Below are 24,112 nucleotides of genomic sequence, written 5' to 3'. Positions count from 1 at the left end.
GTAACTCTTATGATAGAAGTCAAAAATTTAACCAAAATTTATAAAATATATGAGAAACCTTCTGATAGGTTAAAAGAAACATTCTTCCCTGAAAAAAAAAGACATAAACAGTTTCACGCTCTTCAAGATATATCTTTTAAGATTAGTAAAGGAGAGACAGTAGGGATTATAGGTAAGAATGGATCGGGTAAATCAACTTTACTTAAAATTCTTTCTGGTGTTCTCAATTCAACAAGTGGGGAAATTAAGGTTGATGGTAAAGTCTCAGCCATACTAGAATTAGGCGCTGGATTTAATCTTGAATATACTGGAAGAGAAAATATTTATTTGAATGGTACTCTCCAAGGTAAGAGTAGAAAAGAAATGGATGCAAAAATGGATCGAATATTATCATTTGCTGACATTGGCCATTTTATTGAGCAACCCGTAAGGACTTATTCTAGTGGAATGTTTGCTCGTTTGGCTTTTGCAGTTGCGATAAACGTTGACCCTGACATTCTTATAGTGGATGAGGCATTAGCTGTAGGAGATATGAAATTTCAAGCTAAGTGTTTTCGAAAATTTGAAGAGCTAAGGGACAATGGGGTCACTATTTTATTTGTTGGACATGATGTCTCAAGTATTAGAAAATTTTGCGATCGAACAATGTGGATTCATAATGGAGAATTAATTGCTTTTGGGGATACTTTATCTGTTACAGCAGAATATATGGAATATATGAATTCGGAGAACAATAAAGCTAGTATGCTAATAGCAAAAAACACTATGGATAAGGTATCTGATGAAGATCAAACAAGTACAGAAGAGTCAGAGAGTTTGAACGATGCTATTAATCGATGGGGGAGTCAACCTAATTTAATTCGGCAAGTAAAGGTAATTAATGAAAAGGGCTCAACTATGAATACGATTATGTATGGAGAAACGATTAGAGTTGTAGTTAGTTTTGTTCTTCCAGAGAAATGTGACATTGATAATATTTCAGTTGCGATCTCCTTTAAAAATACAATGGGGTTAGATTTGTTAGTGTACACAACCCATGATAACAAAAGCGAAAGACAAAATTTCAATCAAGGAATGAATCATTTAATATTTGAATTTATTAATTATTTTACTGAAGGCGATTTGATTCTAGTGTCAGCAATAGAGGATCGTAGCTCTATACAACCTGAGTATTTTGATTATATAGAAGGAGCACAATTTTTGAAATCTATTACTGAAAGTCAGTTGTTCGGTATTATGCATACGCCAGTTCGGAACTATTTACGGAAGTAGAGAGTGATTTATTTGAATATGATAAACAGTAAGGAATATTGGGACAAAAGATTTGTTGAAAATTGGGAAGAAAATTCGGGTAGAAGACAAACAATGTTTTTCTGCAATATTTCAGTCAATTTGTTTCCAGAATGGTTTGTTGAGGATCTGGAAGAAGGTCTTACGTTTGGCGATGTAGGTTGTGCTGAAGGGGATTGTACTAATTATTTAGCTAATAGATTCCCTAATAGTATATTCACAGGAATTGACTTCTCTACCGAAGCAATAGATAAAGCAGCGAAACATTATCCAAATGTGAATTATATAGCTGCTGATATTACCAATTTAAATCGCACGTATGATGTAATCTATAGTTCCAATACCTTAGAGCATTTCCATCGCCCATTAGAAATTATGCAGCACTTATTTAGATGCTCAAATAAATACGTAGTTATACTCATTCCTTTCCAAGAACGAATGCGATTTGATGAACATTTTTATACTTTTGAGTATAGCGATTTCCCTTTAGAAAATGGGGGGTTTTCGCTTGTGTATGCAAGAGAATATGATTGCTCACAAGTAGAGAATATCTTTTGGTCAGGTAAACAGTTACTGGTTATTTATCAAAGAAAAAATAATCACTCTAAAAGACAGCTATCGTTACATGATTTTGTGGGTGATCTTTCTGAAAACTATAACTCCCTAAGTATAAAGTTTAAAGATATTAATTCTTCATATGCAAGAGTTGAAAACCTAATAGAAGCGCTTTCTGACAAGCAGGCTGAAATAGTAAAAGATTACGAAATAAAACTGAGAATGGCTCAGCAGCAATTATGGGAAGAACAAACCTCAAAAGGAAAATTGGAAATCACCTTAGAGAATGAGAGACAAAAGCGTCAGATATTAGAGGATCAAGAGAAGTGGCTACTTAATGAAAATTATCAATATTCTTATGAACTAAAAAAAATATATGCGTCTGGGTTTTGGAAATTGGCGTTAGCATACTATAAAGTGCGTGATCATACTCCGGTTATAAAGCATGGATTTAAAGCCCTAAGATTCATTAAGAATCATGGATTTAAAAACTTTTATAAAGTATGTCGACATAAGTTAAAGACAAGAGGGAATCAGACAAAACTAAACGAGCTGGAAACGAATCAATTAGAATCGATATATTCTAAATTGGTAGAGCAGTATAAGAACAAGGAGATCAAAGGCGTTGCCATAATCCCTTCTGCATTTCCATTTGATGAGCTCTATAACCAACGTACAATTAATTTAGCAAAATATCTTTCACAGCAGAAAATTGCATGCCTTTTTTTAGTCTGGCAATGGAAAAGAGATGAAATTACTGACCGGCCATTTGAAGTCGTTTACCCTCATGTCTATAGCATACCAATGTATTCCATAATTGATCGTCCTGAACAGCTAGTTCTATTAGAAGAAATTAAATTTAAATATGCTTTTTACAATACGCCATCTTCTTCTTATATGGATTTTATACCAAGTGTTAGAGAACATGGTTTTAAATTAATATATGACATTATGGATGATTGGGAAGAGTTCTATAAAGTAGGACAAGCTCCGTGGTACAGTGGTGAAGCAGAGGAAAGCTTAGTGCTACAATCCGATCTTGTTATAGCGGTTTCCGAGCCACTCCTATCTAAATTTAAGTTTTTGAGAAATGATATAAAATGTATTGGAAATGGTTTCTATGCAGACTTGCTTGGAGATTCCAATGTTTCCTGCAAGAAGCCAAATGGGAAGAGCATTATTCATATTGGCTATTTCGGTCATTTAACAGAATCATGGTTTGATTGGGATATACTCTTTGATATGGCAGAGAATAATAATAACATTATGCTTCATATTATTGGTTATGGTGCTTCTGAAGCAATCTTAGGCAGATTAAAGAAATATAAGAATATTTCTTATTATGGGAAAGTAAAGCCTGATGAATTGATAAAACATGTGAGGAATTGGCATGTGGGGATAATTCCATTTAAACAAAGCACACTTTCTCTTGCTGTAGATCCAATCAAGGTCTATGAATATCTGTATTTTGGACTGCCTACGGTTGTTACTGGTATTCCACACCTACAGAAATATCCAAATGTGATAGTTGTAGAAAATGATGCGGATAATTTCATGAATGCAGTCCAAATGAGCTATGATAACGTAGTGAGAGAAACTATTGACTATAGAATTATACAAGAGTTCCTAGAGGAGACGAAATGGGAGAAACGCTTTGAATCTTTTATAGCTGAAGACGATTCTAGTAACTTTGTGAGGTTATATAGAAATGAATAAAACTAAAATACTAGGTGTGTATAAGTGGGCAACCATGGGTGGTGTAGAAAGAGTTCTTTTGAATAGGGCACATGCAATTCAGCAGAATAATCTAAATATAGAGTATCATATTTATTTTTTCTTTGACAGCGGGGGAAAAGAAAAGTTTAATCAATATCTGGAATGTAATAATCTCACAGATATTATGAAAATAGTAGATTATATAGATAATGATTACTATGATTACGTTTTATCAATAGATACTCCAGAAATATTTGAATTCGTAGAACCAAGTAAGTTGTTTATGGAATGCCATACTTCTTATAAGTCCAATCGAAGCTATCTTAAAACATTAGATTCTAGGATAAAAGGAATATTAGTTCCTTCCGAGCAATTTAAAAAGGAGCTCGAGGAAGAACTTTCTGAAGATCTGCGTAATAAGCTGATAGTTATATCTAACAGTGTCCATGTGAAAGATAGTAGCACTAAGTATTCAAAAATTTATAATAAGACACCGATTCTTTACGTAGGCAGATTGGACAAGTTAAAAAATATAGAAGAATTAGTTAAGATTATTTCTTCATATAATAGCTATTCGGATGAGCTAATACTTATATTGGCGGGTCCTATTATAGAACATGATATTAACTTAAAAGAAACCCTTGAAAAACATAAAATGTTAAACAGGACCATATACTTGCCACCTGTAGACTTTGACAGAGTAGGTGAACTATTACACTTTGTGAAAAAAAATCGTGGAATATTTATGTCGGCCTCTATCAGCGAAAGTTATGGTCTATCTGTCGCCGAGGCTATGAAAGTACAGCTTCCTGTATTGGCATATGATAATCAAGCACATTATAGTCTATTAAATGGAGATCAAACCTTTTTGTTCGAGGGCAAAGATCTGCAACAGGCTCATAAGAAATTAGAATATATTTTGTCTCATTACGATTCCTGTTCCCAAAAGATCGAGATATACTCACAGTCTCTAGAATATGACTTTACAGAACAATGGATTTCACTCTTTACTTAATAAAAAAATCACATTGTGCACATAAAGAGGTATTATGTGTAACAATGTGATTTTTTTATGCTAGTCAGTTACATATAAACTTAGTTCGTTCGACTGTTTAGACCCTGTTCTAACATTTACTGTCCAAACGGTTGGTTGATTATAAAACTCATTTGGAACGAAACACTGTATATAACCGTTATCTTCTATTGTGCTCTCCATAGGAATGTTGTTGATGAAAATTTTACTATCATTTGTAAAGCCTTCTCCAGCTAATTTCAGATAAGACTTGCCATTCACCTCATTAAATGGTGTATGCTTTATAATATTTCCTGGTTCTGCCCATTTAATTATGGGGGTTATATTCTCTTGATCTAGTATAGGGATTATCAATTGGTTAGATTCTGAGAGGACCGAACCTTTGGTATCAGTAATACGTACATCTATGCTTATTTCATCAGGTTTATTGTATAATTCTTCTGGTATAACAGTACTTATTAAATTTTCATTTGAATAGATCGTGTCGTAGGGTTCATTATTAATATAAATTTGACTCCCTTTTATAAAATCAAAAAAGGAGCTTTCCTGTATAAATCCAGAACCTTGGATGTTTAATACAGAAGGACCTTCAGATGTATAGAATTTTACACCAGTTATAATCTTACTCGGGGTAGTTGAATCGATCTTAAGATCTGAACTTCCTCTCTTAAGTAAGGTAGTTTGTTTAGGATTAGTTTTGCTGTAATCTTTACCAAACAATACGTCGTATTGCAGTAGCTTGAAATTTTCAAAATCAGTAGAATTAACTTGGAAATCTTCATAGTATTGTTCTTCAGGAATAACAGTAACCCCTTTTTGTCTTAGCTGACTTAAAGAAGAAAAAATATTGTTACCTTGTTTCTCACTTAAATTTAATACATACTCTCCTATAAAATTGGTGCTCTGTATTCCGATATCTTCCTTTTCTGCTCCAAAATTATTCCATACAACGATAGGTGTCGTAAACTTCCGCTGGTAGTCAAGCAGATCCTCGCTATCTTTAAAATAATTCAATTCTTTATACACCGCATAGTCTTCTCCTAGTAAAGGCAAATGGTCTCCGAAGAACACAAGGATGGTTGGTTCATTAATCTTATTTAAATTATTAATTAATTCTTCCAAGGCTTGGTCTACATACTTAAGGGAATGTGAATAGGCATTTAATATATCACTTGAGGATTCACTCAATTCTCCACTTACTATATCTGTATTTCCTTTTTTATCCTGAAACCGATTTGGTTTATATGGTCCATGATTTAACATCGTAATAGTATAAATGAAATTCGGGTTTTCAGTAGTTTGCATTTCTCGTAATACTGAATCATACAAATCTTTATCATCCATAAAAGGACCAATCATGGTAGGTGTATTAAAGAATTCGCCACTAATAAATTTATCAAAACCTAGGTATTGATATACATTAGGCCTATTGTAAAACCAGTTATGATAACTGTGAATTACGCTACTTTCATACCCGTATTTTTTGAAAATACTTGCTAATGAATCCAATGGCCTTTTAATTGATTGTACATAGGGTGTAGGATCATCTATAAAGCGTGTAGAGAGTCCAGTTAATGATTCAAATTCTGGGTTAGCTGTTGCACCACCAAATACAGGAGAAAGGATTTGTCCGCTTGAATAATTCTTGGCCAAACTATGGAAAAACGGAAGAGGATCTTCAGCAAATTTAATAGTATCTACTTGGGTTGGGTCCCAGAATGCCTCTGATAGAACCATAATTACATTAGGCTTAAATTCTTTGTTTTCACTATTAATAGGTAGTGCATTATTAATTTCGGCAATACGATTTTTATTATAATCAGAGTCATTCATATTACTTGTACTAATAAAGTCACTTAATATTCCAGTTATATATCCAGTGCTATTTTTACCAGGGAGAATAGTCACCTGTTTCTCGGATTTCATATAAGGTCCTACCCAAATTACAAAAGTTAATAAAATTATGATAGCCCCTACGGATAAGAATATCCTCTTTTGGAAGTTTAATGGTCGATTCTTATTTATGATTAATAGCAAACTAATTATGAAAAATAATAAAAGATAAGATGATAATTTTATGTACAAGGAGATATTTAAATAACTGGAAATATCAGATGCTTCGTTAAGTAAAAAGATATCTGATGGTGTTACTATATCCCCTCTATATTGATATTTGGTATGACTAATAAAAGCTATAATAATTAGAAATAAAGATAAAATAATTGCAATAGATTTATAAATTAAAGGCTTAAATAAATAAAAAATATTTATTGAACTAAAAATAATTATAAAAGATAGTAGGGCATAAATGGGTTCATGAATTAACCATTGGGTGAACTTAATAATTCCTCCTGCGAATAGACTTTCAGCTAGTATAAATATGATTAGAGGGAAGAAGACAGACGGATGATGTTTTTTTAGAATAGACATTTCGTCCTCCTGTTAGTTTGTATTCATTCAAGAAATTAACCTTCAATGTTTTTTGAAAAAGGATTTGCTTATACTTTTAAAAATATTGTTATTTAAAGTCCTTCCTTATATATTTTTTATCTAACCTAATAAATATACCAAAAAACGACAACAATCTACAATGTTCTGGTATATTATTAAAGTAAAGGTTGTTTTACTATTTGATTAATTTTAAGATGTTGATTTCCAGGAGTTGAACATATTGCTAGGTAAAATTAAAATGGCGTATCTTATGCATATCAATTGGAATTGGATTAAGCAGAGACCACATTTTCTATACGAAGAACTTTCTTATTATATTGATATCGATCTTTACTATATTGATAAGTTTCTTGATCGAAGCAAATATAAGATTAATAATACGAGGAATACATATAGAAGCTCGAAAGTTAATAAAATTAAAAAATTACCGCTTTCCGGGAGGTATACATGGCTTCAACAAATAGAGAAATTTATAAACAGGAAAATATCTCTCGAACAATATAATTATATTTGGATTACATCTCCTTTGATTCTAGAATTTATTCCTCTAAAGGAACTAGAGGGGAAACAAATTATTTATGATTGTATGGATGATTTCTTAGAGTTCTATCATGATTCCGATAAAATTAATCGTATGAAAAAATTAGAATTTGAACTAGTGCAGGTTGCAGATATAGTTATTACCTCATCAACTTTCTTGAAGGATAAAATGCAGTTTTTATACGGAAGACATCTTAAACAAGAACCCTTTCTTATTAATAACGGGATCAGTTCATCTCTTGTTAATACGCTGAATGATAAAGGGGGATATGTCGATAGAAAAACAGTTGTGAAATCCCAGTTCATAAATCTTACCTATATTGGAACGATTGGAGATTGGGTTGATTTTGAATTAATCTTAGAGATTCTAAATCGTGCTTCAAACATTATCATTAATATGATAGGTCCTATTGATACTAGAACCCCATCTCATCCAAGACTACATTTTGTAGGGATAGTAGACCATCATGATATTCCTCATTATGCAAAAGAATCGGATGCATTAATTATGCCTTTCAAGATTAATGAACTTGTTCAATCAGTAGATCCAGTGAAAATATACGAATATATATTTTTTCAAAAACCAATTATAGCTGTGGATTATGGTGAAATGCATAAGTTTCAGCTCTTTGTCTATTTGTATTCAACTCTTAGCGAATTCATGGTATATACTCATTCCCTTGAAAAAGGAGAACTGAAAGTCGAATCTATGGAAAGTGCTCTGCATTTTCTAAATCAATCTACTTGGAAACAAAGATGCAATAAAATAATTGAGATTATAAAGGAGTAGAAAACATGAAGGGGATAATATTAGCTGGAGGAACAGGGTCCCGACTTTTTCCTTTAACCAAAGTGACAAATAAGCACCTATTACCAGTCGGTAAGTACCCAATGATATTTCATCCCATTTATAAGCTTAAACAAGCAGATATCAATGACATTCTTATCGTTACTGGAAAAGATCACATGGGAGATGTCGTTAATCTTCTTGGAAGCGGAAAAGAAATGGGAGTTAATTTTACATATAAAGTACAGGATGAGGCAGGTGGCATTGCCCAAGCACTTAATCTAGCTGAAAACTTTGTTGGGGAAGATCAAATGGTGGTTATCTTAGGAGATAACGTATTTGAAGATGATATTTCACCATTTGTATCTAATTTCAGAGAACAAAAAGAGGGGGCAAAACTCCTCATTCAAGAGGTTCAAGATCCTCATAGATTTGGTGTAGCAGAGCTGCGTGGACAGCAGATAGTATCAATTGAAGAAAAACCAAAGTATCCGAAAAGCAATTATGCAGTAACCGGAATATATATGTTTGATCATCGAGTATTTAATATTGTTAAAACCTTGAAGCCCTCTACAAGAGGTGAACTTGAAATTACAGATGTTAATAACGCTTATATCGATCTAGGCGAGTTATCCTTTGATGTACTTCATGGTTGGTGGACCGATGCAGGTACGCATTCCTCCTTATCTAGAGCAAATGAATTAGCTAAGGATATCGTTTTTAGCGAAGAATTCGGAAAATTGAAGTTATAGGAGGAAGAGTAATGAAAGTACTAGATCTCAAACTTGACGGAACTTCTATAATTGAACCGGTTGTCCATGGGGACAATCGGGGATTCTTTATGGAAAGCTACAATGAACAAGTTTTTAAGCAAAACGGTATTCACCATCATTTTATTCAAGATAATCACTCTTTATCAGCGGAGACAGGAGTACTGCGTGGATTACACTACCAACTCAATCCTAAAGCACAAACGAAACTAGTACGAGTTCTTAGTGGGGCAATATATGATGTTATTGTTGACATTCGTAAAAATTCGCCAACGTTTGGTCAGTGGGTTGGGGTGATTTTAAGCGAAGACAACAAGCGCCAACTGCTTGTACCCAAAGGTTTTGCACATGGATTCTGTACGCTAGTCCCGAACACTCAGGTACTCTATAAGGTGGACGAATACTATTCACCTGAGAATGATCGAGGCATATTATGGAGTGATCCTTCTTTGGGTATTGATTGGCCAACAACAAGTCCGATTTTATCAGATAAAGACAAGAGACATCCTCTACTTAAGGATGCGGAAATCAATTTTGAGTAGGGGGTTACATTAATGAATGTTTTAGTGACTGGCGGAGCCGGTTTTATTGGTAGCAATTTTGTTATATACCTGTTGAAGAATTATCCAAATTATCACATAATAAATATGGATTTACTTACTTATGCTGGTAATTTAGATAATCTAAAATCCATTGAGAACAACACTAACTATACATTTGTCAAGGCAGATATTGCTGACGCTGCTGCAGTTGATCATATTTTTCAGCAAGGCGTTGATATTGTTGTTAACTTTGCTGCTGAGTCTCATGTAGATCGAAGTATTTTAAATCCAGAGGTGTTTGTAAAAACGAATATTTTAGGGACGCAAGTTCTTCTTGATACTGCTAAAAAATACGGAGTAACGAAATATGTACAGGTTTCTACGGACGAAGTTTACGGATCTCTTGGAGAGACAGGATTGTTTACAGAAGAAACGCCGTTACAACCCAATAGTCCGTATTCTGCAAGCAAGGCAGGAGGTGATTTGTTAGTTCGTGCCTATTATGAAACTTTTGGTCTTCCTGTAAATATTACACGATGCTCAAATAACTACGGCCCTTATCAATTCCCAGAGAAGCTCATCCCGCTTATTATTTCTAAAGCGCTTAATGATCAGGTACTTCCGATTTATGGAGATGGACTGAACATTAGGGACTGGCTCTATGTAGAAGACCATTGCAGTGCAATCGATCTTGTCATCCATCAAGGTAAGGTCGGAGAAGTATACAATATAGGCGGAAATAACGAACGTACGAATATCCATATTGTGAAAACAATACTGAAAGAACTGAATAAACCAGAGTCTCTAATGACTTTTGTCGAAGATCGTCTCGGACATGATCGGCGTTATGGGATTGACCCTACGAAGATCACTGAGGAACTGGGATGGAAGCCGAAGCATCAGTTTGAAACGGGCATTAAAGAAACAATTGCTTGGTACTTGTCTAATAAAGAATGGTATGCTCGTATTCAATCAGGTGAGTATCAGCAATAGGATGAACAATTATTGTAAATAATTGGAGGGTCAATATGAAAGTATTGGTTACAGGAGCAGGTGGGCAGCTTGGTACAGATGTGGTTGAACTATTTCGCAGTAGTGGACATGAGGTTTTAGGTTGTGATCGGAATAAGTTAAATATTACGGATCAAGCACAGTGTAACCAAGTCATTGAAACTTTTCATCCTGATGCCATTATTCATTGTGCCGCCTATACTGCTGTAGATGCTGCTGAGACAGATGTGGATGGTGCTTATCATATTAATGCAACAGGGACTAGAAACATTGCTGTTGCTGCTGAAAAAGTAGGAGCCAAACTCGTATATATAAGTACTGACTATGTTTTTAATGGAGCATCTACTACTGCCTATAGAGAATACGATAATACTGATCCGCAGAGTGTGTATGGACAGTCCAAGCGTGCAGGTGAAATCCTTACGCAGTCGCTAAACTCACGCTACTTTATCGTACGTACGTCTTGGGTTTACGGGGCGCACGGAAATAACTTTGTAAAAACAATGCTACGGTTAGGTCAGGAGAAACCTGAACTTCAAGTTGTCAATGATCAAAAAGGATCTCCCACCTACACGGTACATCTTGCTAAGTTTCTTCTTGAACTTGTAGATACAGAAAGCTATGGAATCTATCATGCTTCTGGTACAGGAGAGTGCACGTGGTATGAGTTTACTCAGGCTATTCTTAAAGAAGCCGAAGAAACTCTTGCTCTAAAAGTAACGGCGAAGCTAGTACCATGTGGCACCGATCAGTTTCCAAGACAGGCACCTAGACCTACTAATTCTGTGATGGATCATGTATCTATCAGAACGAACGGCTTAACTGATTTTCCTCACTGGAAAGATGCTTTACTAGAGTTTATGCTAAATTCAATAAAATAGATTAATTAACAACCTCTAATTCTTTGTAGGGGTTGTTTTTCTTTAAGATTGTAAGATTTTGTGTATAGTTAAAGGCTGGAGGTGGGAATATGGGTAACCCAAATATACAGATTTTGTTGTCTACATATAATGGAGAAAAGTATTTAGAAGAACAGCTAGATAGTTTATTAACTCAGAAAAATGTGAACATACATATTTTGATCCGTGATGATGGTTCGAAGGACAATACAGTCTTTATTCTACATAAGTATGCTAGTGAGTATCCTTCCAAGATTTCCGTTACTACAGGGTCTAACTTAGGTGTGAAACAAAGCTTTTATGAACTGCTTTCTATAGCTTCTAGCGAGTATGACTATTATGCCTTCTGTGATCAAGACGACGTCTGGCTAAGTAATAAGTTATCTAACGCTGTACAAAAGCTACAAGAAATTAAAAATGAACCAGGAATGTACTGCTCATCAACTCAAATGGTGAATGAGCAATTAGAACCCATTAAAGTTTGGCCTACCAAACCAAGAAAGAAATTATCGTTATACAATTCACTAATCGAAAATACTTGTGTGGGTTGTACGATTGTACTTAATCCTGAAGCGAGTAAGCTGATTAAACAGAACCCACCGGAGATTATGGATAATATGATTATGCATGATTGGTGGATGTATCTAACAATATCTGCACTGGGAAAGGTTGTATTTGATACTAATCCCGGGATTCTCTATCGGCAGCATCAGAATAACGTGCTAGGAGGAGCATCTGAATCGTTTTTTATAAAATGGATAAATCGAGTAAAGCGTTTTTGGAACGGTAAAAATCATTATATTCTTTCAACTCAAGCACATGAGTTTCTAAAAGTGTTTAATAAACAATTGAATAAGCAACAAATAGCAGAGATTGAACGTTTATTACTAAGCGGACAAAAAAATATAGTTATACGTTTCGTTTATACTATGAATACAAAGTTATACAGACAATCTAAAATAGATAATGTTGTTTTTAAGATACTCTTTGTTTTAGGAAAGGTATAGTCATACTACAGAGTAAAAGTAAGGATATTTTGGGAATTACCAATCAGATTATGCTATAATTGTCGAATAGATTAGTATATTTTGTCAGGAGTTTTGTTATGGACCTCAGCATCATCATCGTCAATTATAATACGAAGCAGCTGACACTAGATTGTATCGCATCCGTCTATGCTTCTAGCATCACCTATAGCTATGAAATCATTTTAGTAGATAATCATTCATCCGATGCAACCGTAGAAGCCGTAGAACAACAGTTTCCTAATGTGAAAATCATACGCAATTTCACCAACACAGGGTTCGCAAAAGCGAATAATCAAGGGATGCAGATTGCATCTGGTCGATACATTCTGCTCCTTAATTCGGACACCATAGTACAGCCAGATACATTCCAAACGATGCTCCGATATATGGATGAGCATCCTGAGACAGGTGCATCGGGCTGCAAAGTCATTTTACCGGACGGTTCCTTAGATAAGGCTTGCAAGAGAGGTTTTCCAACACCTTCGGCATCGTTCTATTATGCGTTTGGTATTTCGAAGCTTTTCCCGAAAAATCCAAGATTTAACCAATACCAACTGGGACACCTCGATCCCGATGAATCGTATCCTGTTGATTGTCTGGTAGGAGCATTTATGCTGGTCAGATCAGAAGTGATTCAGGAGATTGGTGGACTGGATGAGACGTTCTTTATGTACGGCGAAGATATTGACTGGTGTTACCGAATCAAGCAAGCAGGCTGGGGCATTTACTATTACCCTTATACATATATTGTTCACTACAAAGGCGGAAGCGCTAAACGCAGACCACGCAAAATTATTTATGAATTTCACCGAGCGATGTGGATCTTTCATCGCAAGCACTACCATAAGCAGTATAACTTTTTTACAAATGCGGCTATCTACATGGGGATTGGTCTCAAGTTAACCCTGTCACTAATAAAAAACATGCTTCCAGCTAAACGGGCAGCAACAAGATCAAATACGAACCAAGCAACAGAATTTTCAAGCGAGGTGAAATCATGATTCGCAGAAATCAGCAAATCCTGACACAGCTTTATGTATGTGTTGATTTTCTGATCATCCAATTATCATTTTTACTCGCGTGGTGGCTTAAATTCGAGAGTGGTTGGATTTCATATGACAACCCGCTTCCGTTAGAGACTTATACATTATGGAGTCTTGTTTATGGTTTGATCGCTATTTTGACTGGTTTCCTTTTCTCCGTATATACACCGAAGCGTAAGAAACGGTTTGCGGATGACTTTTGGAAAATCATTGAAATCCACATTGTAAGTATGTTTATACTTTTAAGCTTAATGTTCTTTTTCAAAGAAGTTAATATTTCTCGTTCTTATTTAGCCATTTATATGGCGGGGAATATCATATTCACAGTAACCTATCGTTATACATTGAAGAGACTACTGAAATCTTTACGCAAAAAAGGCTATAACCGTCAGTTTGTTCTTATTCTTGGAGCAGGTTCGTTAGGTAAGAGGTTTTATAACAATTTACAGCAGCATGCCGATATGGGATATGAAGTAATGGGATTTTTGGATGATTACCGTAAATGGGATGCAGAGGAAGCGAAACAATATAAACCAATTATGGGCGTTATGAATGAGCTGGAAACGATTCTTGCAAAACAAATGATCGATGAGGTTGTACTTGCACTTCCGCTGGATGCCCATGACAAGTATCCTCAGATTATTAACACATGTGAAAAAGCCGGAGTACGTACGCTGATTATACCGGACTTTTTTGACTATCTACCAGCAAGACCTATGTTTGATTATTTTGCAGGGATGCCGCTTATCAATGTAAGGGATATTCCGCTTGATCTTTCCGTTAATCGCCTTGCCAAGCGAATGTTCGATATTGTTTTTTCATTAGCAGCTATTTTCATCACTTCGCCGCTCATGTTATGTATCATGGTAGGGGTGAGAATAACCTCTCCAGGTCCAGTCATTTTCAAACAAGAACGAGTGGGACTGAACAGGCGCACTTTCTATATGTACAAATTTCGTTCAATGAAAATATTGCCGGAAGGAACTGTGGATACTGGGTGGACAACAAAAAACGATCCAAGACGTACAAAGTTTGGCTCTTTTCTTAGAGCAACCAGTCTTGATGAATTGCCGCAGTTTTTTAATGTACTGTTTGGTCATATGAGTGTGGTTGGTCCGCGTCCGGAACGTCCGTATTTTGTAAACCAGTTCAAAGAAGAGATTCCAAAGTACATGATCAAGCACCACGTCAGACCAGGAATAACTGGACTTGCTCAGAGCCAGGGGCTACGAGGAGATACTTCGATCGAAGACCGCATCGAGCAAGATATTTTCTACATTGAGAATTGGTCTTTATTATTCGATATTAAAATAATTTTTAAAACGATACGTAATGGCTTCAAAAATGCTTATTAATAGAAAGAATGTCCTCATTGTGCCGATCTTCTGTAGCTTATCAATGAATATATAGGCGAAAAAAATAAGCCCGCTTTTAGATACTCTGTACAAGAATTGTATGTACTTGGTTCTTTTAGGCGGGTTTTCTTCTGTTGATTTCTACATTACATCTAACCGATATCCTAATCATTGTTTTGTTTATGACATACTGATCTAACCTCAAACTACTTCATCTCCCCCTGACACCCCCAACAATTAACTTTGTTCCCCTAAAATGCGAACATAAATTGACACTCACTTCCCCCTGACTTAGACTTAGCAGTAGAGGTTTTTCGTATGATTTAAATCTTGGATTTACGCACCTAATCTTAAGTATAAACATGCAGCATGGAGGAATGAACTGTTGAAGGAAATGATCAAGGATTGGAAGCATATTTTCAAGCTGGACCCAGACCGGGAGATGACAGATGATACGCTTGAAGCCGTATGTATGTCGGGTTCTGATGCGATTATGATCGGGGGTTCCTCTGGTATTACCTATGAGAATACGGTCGATTTGCTATCTCGTGTACGCCGGTATGAGCTTCCTTGTGTGCAAGAAGTGTCTGACTTATCCGCGGTGGTGCCAGGCTTCGACCTTTATATGATCCCCATGGTGCTGAATACAGATCATTCACGCTGGATCACGGGACTTCATCAGGCGGCGATTGAAGAGTATGGCTATATGATCCCATGGGAACTGCTGGTTCCGGAAGGATACATTGTCCTAAATCCGGACTCCACTGTAGCGAAGCTGACAGAAGCGCATACCGATCTCGATGAGAGCAGTGTTACCGCCTATGCGCAGGTTGCGGACAAGCTAATGAATCTTCCTATTGTCTATGTAGAGTACAGCGGTACATTTGGCGATATGTCAATCGTAAAAGAGGTTCATCAAGCGATATCTAGCGCACAGTTATTTTATGGCGGAGGTATTTATGATGCGGAGACAGCAAGGGAAGCTGGCCGGGTTTCAGATACGATTGTCGTTGGCAATATTTTATACAGTGATCTGAAAGCTGCGCTCTCTACCGTATCAGCCGTAAAGTCGGAGTAGAGCCGGAATAATGAGTATATTTCTCTAGACTTTACAAGTTGAGTCTCAATACAAGCTAAGGGTACAATGAATACCTCAGGAACTGATTTTGATTATCCGCGAAAATAAATCTTAAAGATGATACCTTTATCTATCATCTTCTCGAATTAAACAAACTTGGTCTTTAGGCCAGTCCATCTTGCCCATTTGACTTCACTGATTTCACGGCTATATAAGTAATAGCCGGTGCATAACCATGAACGTCGGTGGGTCATTTCTTTTGACTAGCATGTTCTTCCTTATATCAACACCATATTAATAGAAGAAAGGGGCTTGCATTTATGCAATCCATTGACATACAAGACGCAATTTCGCGCCTTAACCCCCCGCAGCGAGAAGCTGTAGTGACTACCGAAGGACCGCTGCTGATTATGGCTGGAGCAGGAAGTGGTAAGACCCGTGTGCTTACTCACCGGATTGCTTATCTTGTAGCCACTAAGAAAGCAGCACCTTGGAGCATTCTAGCTATTACGTTTACAAATAAAGCAGCACGTGAAATGCAGGATCGTGTGTCGAAACTCGTTGGCGGCTCTCAAGGTCGGGATATCTGGGTTTCTACATTCCACTCCATGTGTGTAAGAATCCTGCGCAAAGATATTGATCGTATCGGTTTTACCGCGAATTTCAGTATCTTGGATTCATCGGATCAATTGTCTGTCATTCGTAACTGTATGAAAGACCTGAATATCGATACTAAGAAATTTGAACCCAAAGCCGTTCAGGCTGCAATGAGCGCCGCGAAGAATGAACTAATTACACCGGCACAATATGAAGCACAGATTGGCGATTATTTTGAGGGAATTGTGGCGAAAGTATACACCAAGTACCAACAACGTCTCAGAGCGAACAATTCGCTTGATTTTGACGATTTGATTATGACTACGATTCAGCTTTTTAAAGAAGTACCCGAGGTTCTCGACTTCTACCAGAAGAAATTCCAATACATTCATGTGGACGAGTACCAGGATACAAACCGTGCACAGTATATGCTCACCCGTATGCTCGCTGATAAGCATCACCGGATTTGTGTCGTAGGGGATAGTGACCAGTCGATTTACCGCTGGCGCGGAGCAGATATCACGAACATTTTGAACTTTGAAAAAGATTACCCAGAAGCTTGCACCATCATGCTGGAGCAGAACTACCGTTCCACTTCAAATATTCTAGATGCAGCAAATGCCGTGATTAATCTGAATACTGGCCGTAAACCGAAGAAACTTTGGACCGACAAAACAGGCGGCGAGAAGATTAAAGTCTATCGCGGGGATTCCGAACATGATGAAGGTTATTTTGTAGCTTCCGAGATCAGTAAAAATGTGAAGAATGGGAAATCCTATCAAGCTCATGCTATTTTATATCGTACCAATGCTCAGTCCCGGGTAATTGAGGAAATTCTCATTAAGTCTGATATTCCTTACCAAATCGTCGGCGGGATTAAGTTCTATGATCGAAAAGAAATCAAGGATATTCTTGCGTATCTCAAACTTCTCTCTAACCCGGACGATGATATCAGCTTGACGCGGATTATTAATGTACCGAAGAGGGGCATCGGTGATACGACGGTAGCGAAGCTTGCTGCAGCAGCAGGAGAACGAGGAATCTCTATTTTCCGTGTGCTTGAGATCGTTGACGATCTTGGCTTTGCAGGCCGTACACGTAATGCATTAGTAGAATTCTATGATATGATTGCTGCTTTGCACCAGATGGTTGAGTATCTTTCGGTTACCGAACTGACAGAGAAAATTCTCGAGATGAGCCAGTATCGCCTTGAGTTCCAGAACGAGAATACCCTTGAATCCAAAGCGCGTCTCGAAAATATTGATGAGTTCCTGTCTGTAACGATGGAATTCGAGAAAAATAATGAGGACAAGTCCCTGGTCTCTTTCCTGACAGACCTTGCTCTCATTGCGGATATTGACAGTATGAACGATGATGAAGAAGAACAGGCGGATGCGGTTGTCCTGATGACGATGCACAGTGCAAAAGGTCTTGAATTCCCTGTTGTGTTTGTCATTGGTATGGAAGAAGGGGTATTCCCGCACAGCAGAGCCTTTATGGACGAAGAGGAACTAGAGGAAGAACGTCGTTTGGCTTATGTAGGGATTACACGTGCAGAGCAGCAGTTATTCTTGACCTGTGCTCGGATGCGTACTTTATTCGGTCGTACGACAGCTAACCCGCCATCCCGCTTCCTGGATGAGATTCCAGAAGAACTCAAAGAGGATACCAAGATTGCACGTGACCGCTATCGCCGCGGAACTGGAAATAATACAGGTGGTTCCTACAGCGGCAGAGGGTTTAGCAGCACGGGTACAGGAAGTAACTTTGGGAGCGGTGCACGTAAGGACCTTAGTCTTGGCGGATCGACCGCTTCTGCTGCTTCACGTGTAACAGTTACAACAGGTTCAGGAGGTTCTCAGACATCTGCTGCAGGAGCATCCAAAGATTTTGCGGCAGGCGATAAGGTGCAGCATGGTAAGTGGGGAACAGGAACGATTGTTTCTATTAAAGGTACAGGCAACGACACAGAGCTTCAGATTGCCTTCCCTGCACCCGTTGGACTCAAACGTTTGCTTGCGGGATTCGCACCTATTACGAAAGTAGAATCTTAATGTGATAAAAAGTCTCCGTTGTTTCTGCAGTAAGATGGTATTCTTTTGCAGACGATGGTGTTCAAATCATGTAATACAGTTAAGGGAAACATAAATATATACGCTTATATTATGAATCAAGGCCACAGCCGGCATGAGTGAAAAGGGTAGGTTTGACAATAGGTTCGACACTTAAAAAACCTATAAACCAAACTATTTCCGTTTCATTTTTGCTGGCAGGCCTTACATATTAATTCACGGAGGGATTGCCCTGCATGGATCCGATGCATCGTTTAGAAGAGCTCGTAAAAGAGCTGAATCACTATAACTATCACTACTATACACTCGACAATCCGCTAATCAGCGATAAAGAATATGACGTTCTGTATGATGAGCTTGTTACTCTTGAACAAGAAGGAGGAATCATTCTTCCTGATTCTCCTACTCAGCGTGTGGGCGGAGAAATCCTCAAAGGATTTAAACCTCATAAGCACCTATCTCCTTTGTGGAGTTTAGATAAAGCCCAAAATATTGAACAGCTGCGCAGTTGGAATGGAAGAGTACAGCGTTTGGTGCAGGACTATAATACGAAGAATCCTGACAATCCGCTTCCTACTCCAGAATATGCGATTGAACTGAAATTTGATGGACTTACGCTTAACCTCACCTATACGGACGGGAACTTAGTTCAGGCTTCAACGCGTGGTAATGGTGTGACAGGAGAGGGGATTTTAGCGCAGGTTAAGACGATCAAATCCGTTCCGTTAACCATTCCTTTTACAGACGGCACAATAGAGGTTCAAGGCGAAGGTATTATGAACTTATCAGTGCTGAGTAAATATAACGAAACAGCAGCTGAACCGCTCAAAAATGCTCGGAATGCCGCAGCAGGTGCCCTGCGTAATCTTAATCCTAAAGTAACATCAGAACGCAAACTAAGCGCCTTCTTTTATAATGTGGGATACTCGGATAAGATCCGCTTCTCCAGTCATGAAGAGATGATGCAATTTCTTAGGGATAATCATTTCAAAGTAAACCCATATATCAGCTATTTCACTGAATTTGATGATGTCATGGAGCGTCTAGCCGAAATTCAGGAAAATAGAGATAAGCTGGATTATCTAATTGATGGAGCTGTCATTAAGCTGACAAATATGCGGATGCGTGAAGTTTTGGGTTATACGGATAAGTTCCCTAGATGGGCGGTAGCGTATAAATTTGAGGCAGAAGAGACAACAACAGTTCTTAATGCCGTAAGCTGGAATGTTGGTCGAACTGGAAAAGTAACTCCGCTTGCCCGCGTTGAACCGGTTGAACTTGCAGGTGTAACCGTTTCGAACTGTACACTTAACAATGTGGGGGATATTGAGCGAAAGAACCTGAAGCATGCACTCGGCACCCGTGTCTTTATCCGCAGATCAAATGATGTCATTCCTGAGATTCTTGGAAAAGTTACGGATGAAGCAGACGGAGAAGAAATCGTGTACCCAGTAGAATGTCCAGCCTGCGGATATCCGCTTGAAGAGCGGGGGGCGCATCTATTCTGTAATAACAAATCAAACTGTAAGCCGCAGATTGTCGCTCGTATCTCCCATTTTGCTTCACGGGATGCCATGGACATAGAGACGTTTAGCGATAAAACGGCAATTCAACTTTATGACGAGGTCGGACTAAAAGAACCTGCAGATCTATACTCTCTCACTTATGAGGATATCATTGGACTGTCTCGCTTTGGAGAGAAAAAAGCAAACAACCTGCTTCAAGCCATTGAAGACAGTAAGGGCAGAGATCTAGCTTCTTTCCTCTATGCACTTGGAATACCGAATACAGGAAAGTCGACAACTAGAATGCTGGCAGAACATTACCGTGATCTTCATCGGATCATGGATGCTTCTGTAGAAGAGCTTGTAGAACTTCCTGATGTTGGGCAGATCGTTGCAGAGAGTATCGTGACTTTCTTCCAGGATCCTTTTGTTAGAGCTAGTATAGAAAAAATGCTGTCGCTTGGCGTAGAAGCCAAAGCACCGGAAGAACCGCAAGTAGTCGTCACCGATTCTTTCTTCAGCGGTAAAACAGTCGTTCTTACTGGTACCCTTCATAAGTTGACACGTGATGAGGCTACAGAACGGCTTGAAGCACTCGGCGCCAAAGTAACGGGGAGTGTATCTAAGAAAACAGATCTCGTGATTGCGGGTGAAAAAGCAGGCAGTAAGCTTGCTAAAGCCCAACAGCTAGGTATTGATACAATTGAAGATGAAGATGAGCTTATTAGACTGCTTCAGCTATAGGTAAAGTAAAAGAAAAACAGGAGTCGTATGTAATTAGATGCGACTCCTGTTATAGTTATATAAGTACTTAATCTAAGGAAGGTGTTAAGCTAGATACCTATCTTTTATATTGTTTTTAGAAAAAGGCTTGTCAAATTTATTTTATCATGATATATTATTTATTGTCGCTTCGAGCGATACTGTTACGAGTTAGAAAAGCTAACTAAGTAACAAGTTAAAACAAAATGTCGAAAAAAGTAGTTGACAACGAAATGATCGACATGCTATACTGAATATCCAGTTGCGAACAATTAACTGGAACAACAAGTTCTTTGAAAACTGAACAAATGGATGATGAACGTCTTTCTTAATAGAAGGACGATAAACTATAAGAGAACTTTAAGTTCTCGTCAGCATTTTCTAAATGAGCTTATCGCTCTTTTCAATAACTTTATTGGAGAGTTTGATCCTGGCTCAGGACGAACGCTGGCGGCGTGCCTAATACATGCAAGTCGAGCGGAGTCAATGAGAAGCTTGCTTCTCTGAGACTTAGCGGCGGACGGGTGAGTAACACGTAGGCAACCTGCCCATAAGACTGGGATAACTACCGGAAACGGTAGCTAATACCGGATAGGTTCTTCCCTCGCATGAGGGAAGAAAGAAAGACGGAGCAATCTGTCACTTATGGATGGGCCTGCGGCGCATTAGCTAGTTGGTGGGGTAAAGGCCTACCAAGGCGACGATGCGTAGCCGACCTGAGAGGGTGATCGGCCACACTGGGACTGAGACACGGCCCAGACTCCTACGGGAGGCAGCAGTAGGGAATCTTCCGCAATGGACGAAAGTCTGACGGAGCAACGCCGCGTGAGTGATGAAGGTTTTCGGATCGTAAAGCTCTGTTGCCAGGGAAGAACGTCCTTGAGAGTAACTGCTCAAGGAGTGACGGTACCTGAGAAGAAAGCCCCGGCTAACTACGTGCCAGCAGCCGCGGTAATACGTAGGGGGCAAGCGTTGTCCGGAATTATTGGGCGTAAAGCGCGCGCAGGCGGTTATTTAAGTTGGGTGTTTAATCCCGGGGCTCAACCTCGGGTCGCACCCAAAACTGGGTAACTTGAGTACAGAAGAGGAAAGTGGAATTCCACGTGTAGCGGTGAAATGCGTAGAGATGTGGAGGAACACCAGTGGCGAAGGCGACTTTCTGGGCTGTAACTGACGCTGAGGCGCGAAAGCGTGGGGAGCAAACAGGATTAGATACCCTGGTAGTCCACGCCGTAAACGATGAATGCTAGGTGTTAGGGGTTTCGATACCCTTGGTGCCGAAGTTAACACATTAAGCATTCCGCCTGGGGAGTACGGTCGCAAGACTGAAACTCAAAGGAATTGACGGGGACCCGCACAAGCAGTGGAGTATGTGGTTTAATTCGAAGCAACGCGAAGAACCTTACCAGGTCTTGACATCCCTCTGACCGGTCTAGAGATAGACCTTTCCTTCGGGACAGAGGAGACAGGTGGTGCATGGTTGTCGTCAGCTCGTGTCGTGAGATGTTGGGTTAAGTCCCGCAACGAGCGCAACCCTTGATCTTAGTTGCCAGCATTTCGGATGGGCACTCTAAGGTGACTGCCGGTGACAAACCGGAGGAAGGTGGGGATGACGTCAAATCATCATGCCCCTTATGACCTGGGCTACACACGTACTACAATGGCCGGTACAACGGGCAGCAAAGCCGCGAGGTGGAGCAAATCCTTAAAAGCCGGTCTCAGTTCGGATTGCAGGCTGCAACTCGCCTGCATGAAGTCGGAATTGCTAGTAATCGCGGATCAGCATGCCGCGGTGAATACGTTCCCGGGTCTTGTACACACCGCCCGTCACACCACGAGAGTTTACAACACCCGAAGCCGGTGGGGTAACCGCAAGGAGCCAGCCGTCGAAGGTGGGGTAGATGATTGGGGTGAAGTCGTAACAAGGTAGCCGTATCGGAAGGTGCGGCTGGATCACCTCCTTTCTATGGAGAATCGTTTCCTGAAACGGAAACATTCAAATCGACTTAATAAGTCAAATCATTCATCCATTTGTTCGGTTTTGATGGAATTTGAGGGGCCATAGCTCAGCTGGGAGAGCGCCTGCCTTGCACGCAGGAGGTCAGCGGTTCGATCCCGCTTGGCTCCACCATAATAATTTCATCATTATTTGTGTTGTTCTTTGAAAACTAGATAACGAAACAATTTTGCGATTTTAGAAATATCCTTTAAGCTGAACTTGTGTTAAACAAGTAAAGATTAAAGGATTGCTGAGTGAGGTTTTTGGATCGTGAGCGACTTTTGGCTTTGCGTAAGCAAAACAAGTGGAGCGAAGGAGACAAAATACCGAACAATATGGTTAAGCTATTAAGAGCACACGGAGGATGCCTAGGCGCTAGGAGCCGATGAAGGACGTGGCGAACAACGATACTGCCTCGGGGAGCTGTACGCAAGCTTTGATCCGGGGATGTCCGAATGGGGAAACCCAGCTGTCGTAATGGACAGTTATCTCCACCTGAACACATAGGGTGGTTGAAGGCATACCAGGGGAACTGAAACATCTAAGTACCCTGAGGAAGAGAAAACAATAGTGATTCCGTCAGTAGCGGCGAGCGAACGCGGATTAGCCCAAACCAATCAGCTTGCTGGTTGGGGTTGTGGGACGTCTCACATGGAGTTACAAAGGAACCGGTTAGTTGAAGAGGTCTGGAAAGGCCCGCCAGAGAAGGTAAAAGCCCTGTAGTCAAAAGCCTGTTCCCTCCGAGACGGATCCCGAGTAGTGCGAGGCACGTGAAACCTCGTATGAATCCGGCAGGACCATCTGCCAAGGCTAAATACTCCCTAGCGACCGATAGTGAAGCAGTACCGTGAGGGAAAGGTGAAAAGCACCCCGGAAGGGGAGTGAAATAGAACCTGAAACCGTGTGCTTACAAAAAGTCAGAGCCCGTTTTATGGGTGATGGCGTGCCTTTTGTAGAATGAACCGGCGAGTTACGTTCCCGTGCAAGGTTAAGGTGAAAAGCCGTAGCCGCAGCGAAAGCGAGTCTGAATAGGGCGAATGAGTACGTGGACGTAGACCCGAAACCGTGTGATCTACCCC

The 24,112-nt window shown here is 39.1% G+C and carries 15 protein-coding genes, 1 tRNA gene and 2 rRNA genes (1 of these 18 running past the window's edge); 17 read left to right on the top strand and 1 reads right to left on the bottom strand.

Annotated features, from left to right (window positions below; all coding sequences use genetic code 11):
* The first annotated feature begins 9 nt into the window (after positions 1-9).
* The 3 genes from QPK24_RS21435 to QPK24_RS21425 are packed head-to-tail and all read left to right on the top strand — an operon-like array spanning position 10 to position 4,576.
* Complete coding sequence (locus tag QPK24_RS21435) at positions 10-1,272, top strand: ABC transporter ATP-binding protein (protein WP_285744540.1); 1,263 nt, start codon at positions 10-12, stop codon at positions 1,270-1,272.
* A gap of 18 nt (positions 1,273-1,290) precedes the next feature.
* Entirely contained in the window at positions 1,291-3,561 is a 2,271-nt protein-coding gene (locus tag QPK24_RS21430) for a methyltransferase domain-containing protein (protein ID WP_285749481.1), read from the top strand.
* The gene (locus QPK24_RS21425; RefSeq protein WP_285744538.1) at positions 3,554-4,576 is read left to right on the top strand and encodes a glycosyltransferase; all 1,023 of its coding nucleotides are present in this window, start codon (positions 3,554-3,556) and stop codon (positions 4,574-4,576) included. Before QPK24_RS21430 ends, QPK24_RS21425 begins: the two co-directional genes overlap by 8 nt.
* A 60-nt stretch (positions 4,577-4,636) precedes the next feature.
* On the opposite strand, the gene QPK24_RS21420 is transcribed toward QPK24_RS21425, so the two are convergent.
* Positions 4,637-7,024 (bottom strand): LTA synthase family protein, encoded by a 2,388-nt coding sequence (locus QPK24_RS21420; RefSeq protein WP_285744536.1) that lies wholly within the window; start codon positions 7,022-7,024, stop codon positions 4,637-4,639.
* Positions 7,025-7,265: 241 nt separating this feature from the next.
* Here QPK24_RS21420 and QPK24_RS21415 point away from each other — a divergent pair, with 241 nt between their 5' ends.
* From QPK24_RS21415 to QPK24_RS21350, 14 genes are all read left to right on the top strand, one after another.
* On the top strand, positions 7,266-8,375 hold the full coding sequence (locus QPK24_RS21415; protein ID WP_285744534.1) for a glycosyltransferase family protein: 1,110 nt from the start codon (positions 7,266-7,268) through the stop codon (positions 8,373-8,375).
* Between the two features lie 5 nt (positions 8,376-8,380).
* Positions 8,381-9,124: a sugar phosphate nucleotidyltransferase gene (locus QPK24_RS21410; protein WP_285744532.1), complete on the top strand. Its 744-nt coding sequence runs from the start codon at positions 8,381-8,383 to the stop codon at positions 9,122-9,124.
* 11 nt (positions 9,125-9,135) lie between these two features.
* A complete protein-coding gene (rfbC, locus tag QPK24_RS21405; RefSeq protein ID WP_285744530.1) occupies positions 9,136-9,684 on the top strand; it encodes a dTDP-4-dehydrorhamnose 3,5-epimerase in 549 nt (182 codons plus the stop codon).
* A 12-nt stretch (positions 9,685-9,696) separates the two neighbouring features.
* Positions 9,697-10,677 (top strand): dTDP-glucose 4,6-dehydratase, encoded by a 981-nt coding sequence (rfbB, locus tag QPK24_RS21400; protein ID WP_285744528.1) that lies wholly within the window; start codon positions 9,697-9,699, stop codon positions 10,675-10,677.
* Positions 10,678-10,712: 35 nt separating this feature from the next.
* A complete protein-coding gene (rfbD, locus tag QPK24_RS21395; RefSeq protein ID WP_285744526.1) occupies positions 10,713-11,576 on the top strand; it encodes a dTDP-4-dehydrorhamnose reductase in 864 nt (287 codons plus the stop codon).
* An 89-nt stretch (positions 11,577-11,665) separates the two neighbouring features.
* A complete protein-coding gene (locus tag QPK24_RS21390; protein WP_285744524.1) occupies positions 11,666-12,601 on the top strand; it encodes a glycosyltransferase family 2 protein in 936 nt (311 codons plus the stop codon).
* A 98-nt stretch (positions 12,602-12,699) separates the two neighbouring features.
* On the top strand, positions 12,700-13,623 hold the full coding sequence (locus QPK24_RS21385) for a glycosyltransferase family 2 protein (RefSeq protein WP_285744522.1): 924 nt from the start codon (positions 12,700-12,702) through the stop codon (positions 13,621-13,623).
* Positions 13,620-15,020: an undecaprenyl-phosphate glucose phosphotransferase gene (locus QPK24_RS21380; RefSeq protein ID WP_285744520.1), complete on the top strand. Its 1,401-nt coding sequence runs from the start codon at positions 13,620-13,622 to the stop codon at positions 15,018-15,020. Before QPK24_RS21385 ends, QPK24_RS21380 begins: the two co-directional genes overlap by 4 nt.
* A 394-nt stretch (positions 15,021-15,414) precedes the next feature.
* Positions 15,415-16,098, top strand: coding sequence for a heptaprenylglyceryl phosphate synthase (locus QPK24_RS21375; RefSeq protein ID WP_407083039.1), 684 nt, complete (start codon positions 15,415-15,417; stop codon positions 16,096-16,098).
* 320 nt (positions 16,099-16,418) lie between these two features.
* Positions 16,419-18,749: a DNA helicase PcrA gene (gene pcrA, locus QPK24_RS21370; RefSeq protein ID WP_285744516.1), complete on the top strand. Its 2,331-nt coding sequence runs from the start codon at positions 16,419-16,421 to the stop codon at positions 18,747-18,749.
* Positions 18,750-19,003: 254 nt separating this feature from the next.
* Positions 19,004-21,016: an NAD-dependent DNA ligase LigA gene (ligA, locus tag QPK24_RS21365; protein WP_285744514.1), complete on the top strand. Its 2,013-nt coding sequence runs from the start codon at positions 19,004-19,006 to the stop codon at positions 21,014-21,016.
* A gap of 430 nt (positions 21,017-21,446) precedes the next feature.
* Positions 21,447-22,998, top strand: a 16S ribosomal RNA gene (locus tag QPK24_RS21360).
* A 91-nt stretch (positions 22,999-23,089) separates the two neighbouring features.
* Positions 23,090-23,165 (top strand) — tRNA-Ala (locus tag QPK24_RS21355).
* A 205-nt stretch (positions 23,166-23,370) separates the two neighbouring features.
* Positions 23,371-24,112: ribosomal RNA gene (locus QPK24_RS21350) — 23S ribosomal RNA — on the top strand (it continues 2,187 nt past the right edge of the window).
* The 16S and 23S rRNA genes sit together here with 1 tRNA gene alongside, the layout of an rRNA operon.

The sequence above is a fragment of the Paenibacillus polygoni genome, from assembly GCF_030263935.1.
In the GTDB taxonomy this organism is placed as follows: domain Bacteria; phylum Bacillota; class Bacilli; order Paenibacillales; family Paenibacillaceae; genus Paenibacillus; species Paenibacillus polygoni.
Note: the sequence above shows the minus strand (reverse complement) of the source record. Positions and strands in the feature narration are given on the sequence as shown.

What these genes read in the sequence shown, in the direction of transcription:
- QPK24_RS21435 (WP_285744540.1), top strand. Translation starts at nt 10, where the DNA reads ATGATAGAAGTCAAAAATTTAACCAAAATTTATAAAATATATGAGAAA.
- QPK24_RS21430 (WP_285749481.1), top strand. Translation starts at nt 1,291, where the DNA reads ATGATAAACAGTAAGGAATATTGGGACAAAAGATTTGTTGAAAATTGG.
- QPK24_RS21425 (WP_285744538.1), top strand. Translation starts at nt 3,554, where the DNA reads ATGAATAAAACTAAAATACTAGGTGTGTATAAGTGGGCAACCATGGGT.
- QPK24_RS21420 (WP_285744536.1), bottom strand. Translation starts at nt 7,024, where the DNA reads ATGTCTATTCTAAAAAAACATCATCCGTCTGTCTTCTTCCCTCTAATC.
- QPK24_RS21410 (WP_285744532.1), top strand. Translation starts at nt 8,381, where the DNA reads ATGAAGGGGATAATATTAGCTGGAGGAACAGGGTCCCGACTTTTTCCT.
- rfbC (WP_285744530.1), top strand. Translation starts at nt 9,136, where the DNA reads ATGAAAGTACTAGATCTCAAACTTGACGGAACTTCTATAATTGAACCG.
- rfbB (WP_285744528.1), top strand. Translation starts at nt 9,697, where the DNA reads ATGAATGTTTTAGTGACTGGCGGAGCCGGTTTTATTGGTAGCAATTTT.
- rfbD (WP_285744526.1), top strand. Translation starts at nt 10,713, where the DNA reads ATGAAAGTATTGGTTACAGGAGCAGGTGGGCAGCTTGGTACAGATGTG.
- QPK24_RS21390 (WP_285744524.1), top strand. Translation starts at nt 11,666, where the DNA reads ATGGGTAACCCAAATATACAGATTTTGTTGTCTACATATAATGGAGAA.
- QPK24_RS21385 (WP_285744522.1), top strand. Translation starts at nt 12,700, where the DNA reads ATGGACCTCAGCATCATCATCGTCAATTATAATACGAAGCAGCTGACA.
- QPK24_RS21380 (WP_285744520.1), top strand. Translation starts at nt 13,620, where the DNA reads ATGATTCGCAGAAATCAGCAAATCCTGACACAGCTTTATGTATGTGTT.
- QPK24_RS21375 (WP_407083039.1), top strand. Translation starts at nt 15,415, where the DNA reads ATGATCAAGGATTGGAAGCATATTTTCAAGCTGGACCCAGACCGGGAG.
- pcrA (WP_285744516.1), top strand. Translation starts at nt 16,419, where the DNA reads ATGCAATCCATTGACATACAAGACGCAATTTCGCGCCTTAACCCCCCG.
- ligA (WP_285744514.1), top strand. Translation starts at nt 19,004, where the DNA reads ATGGATCCGATGCATCGTTTAGAAGAGCTCGTAAAAGAGCTGAATCAC.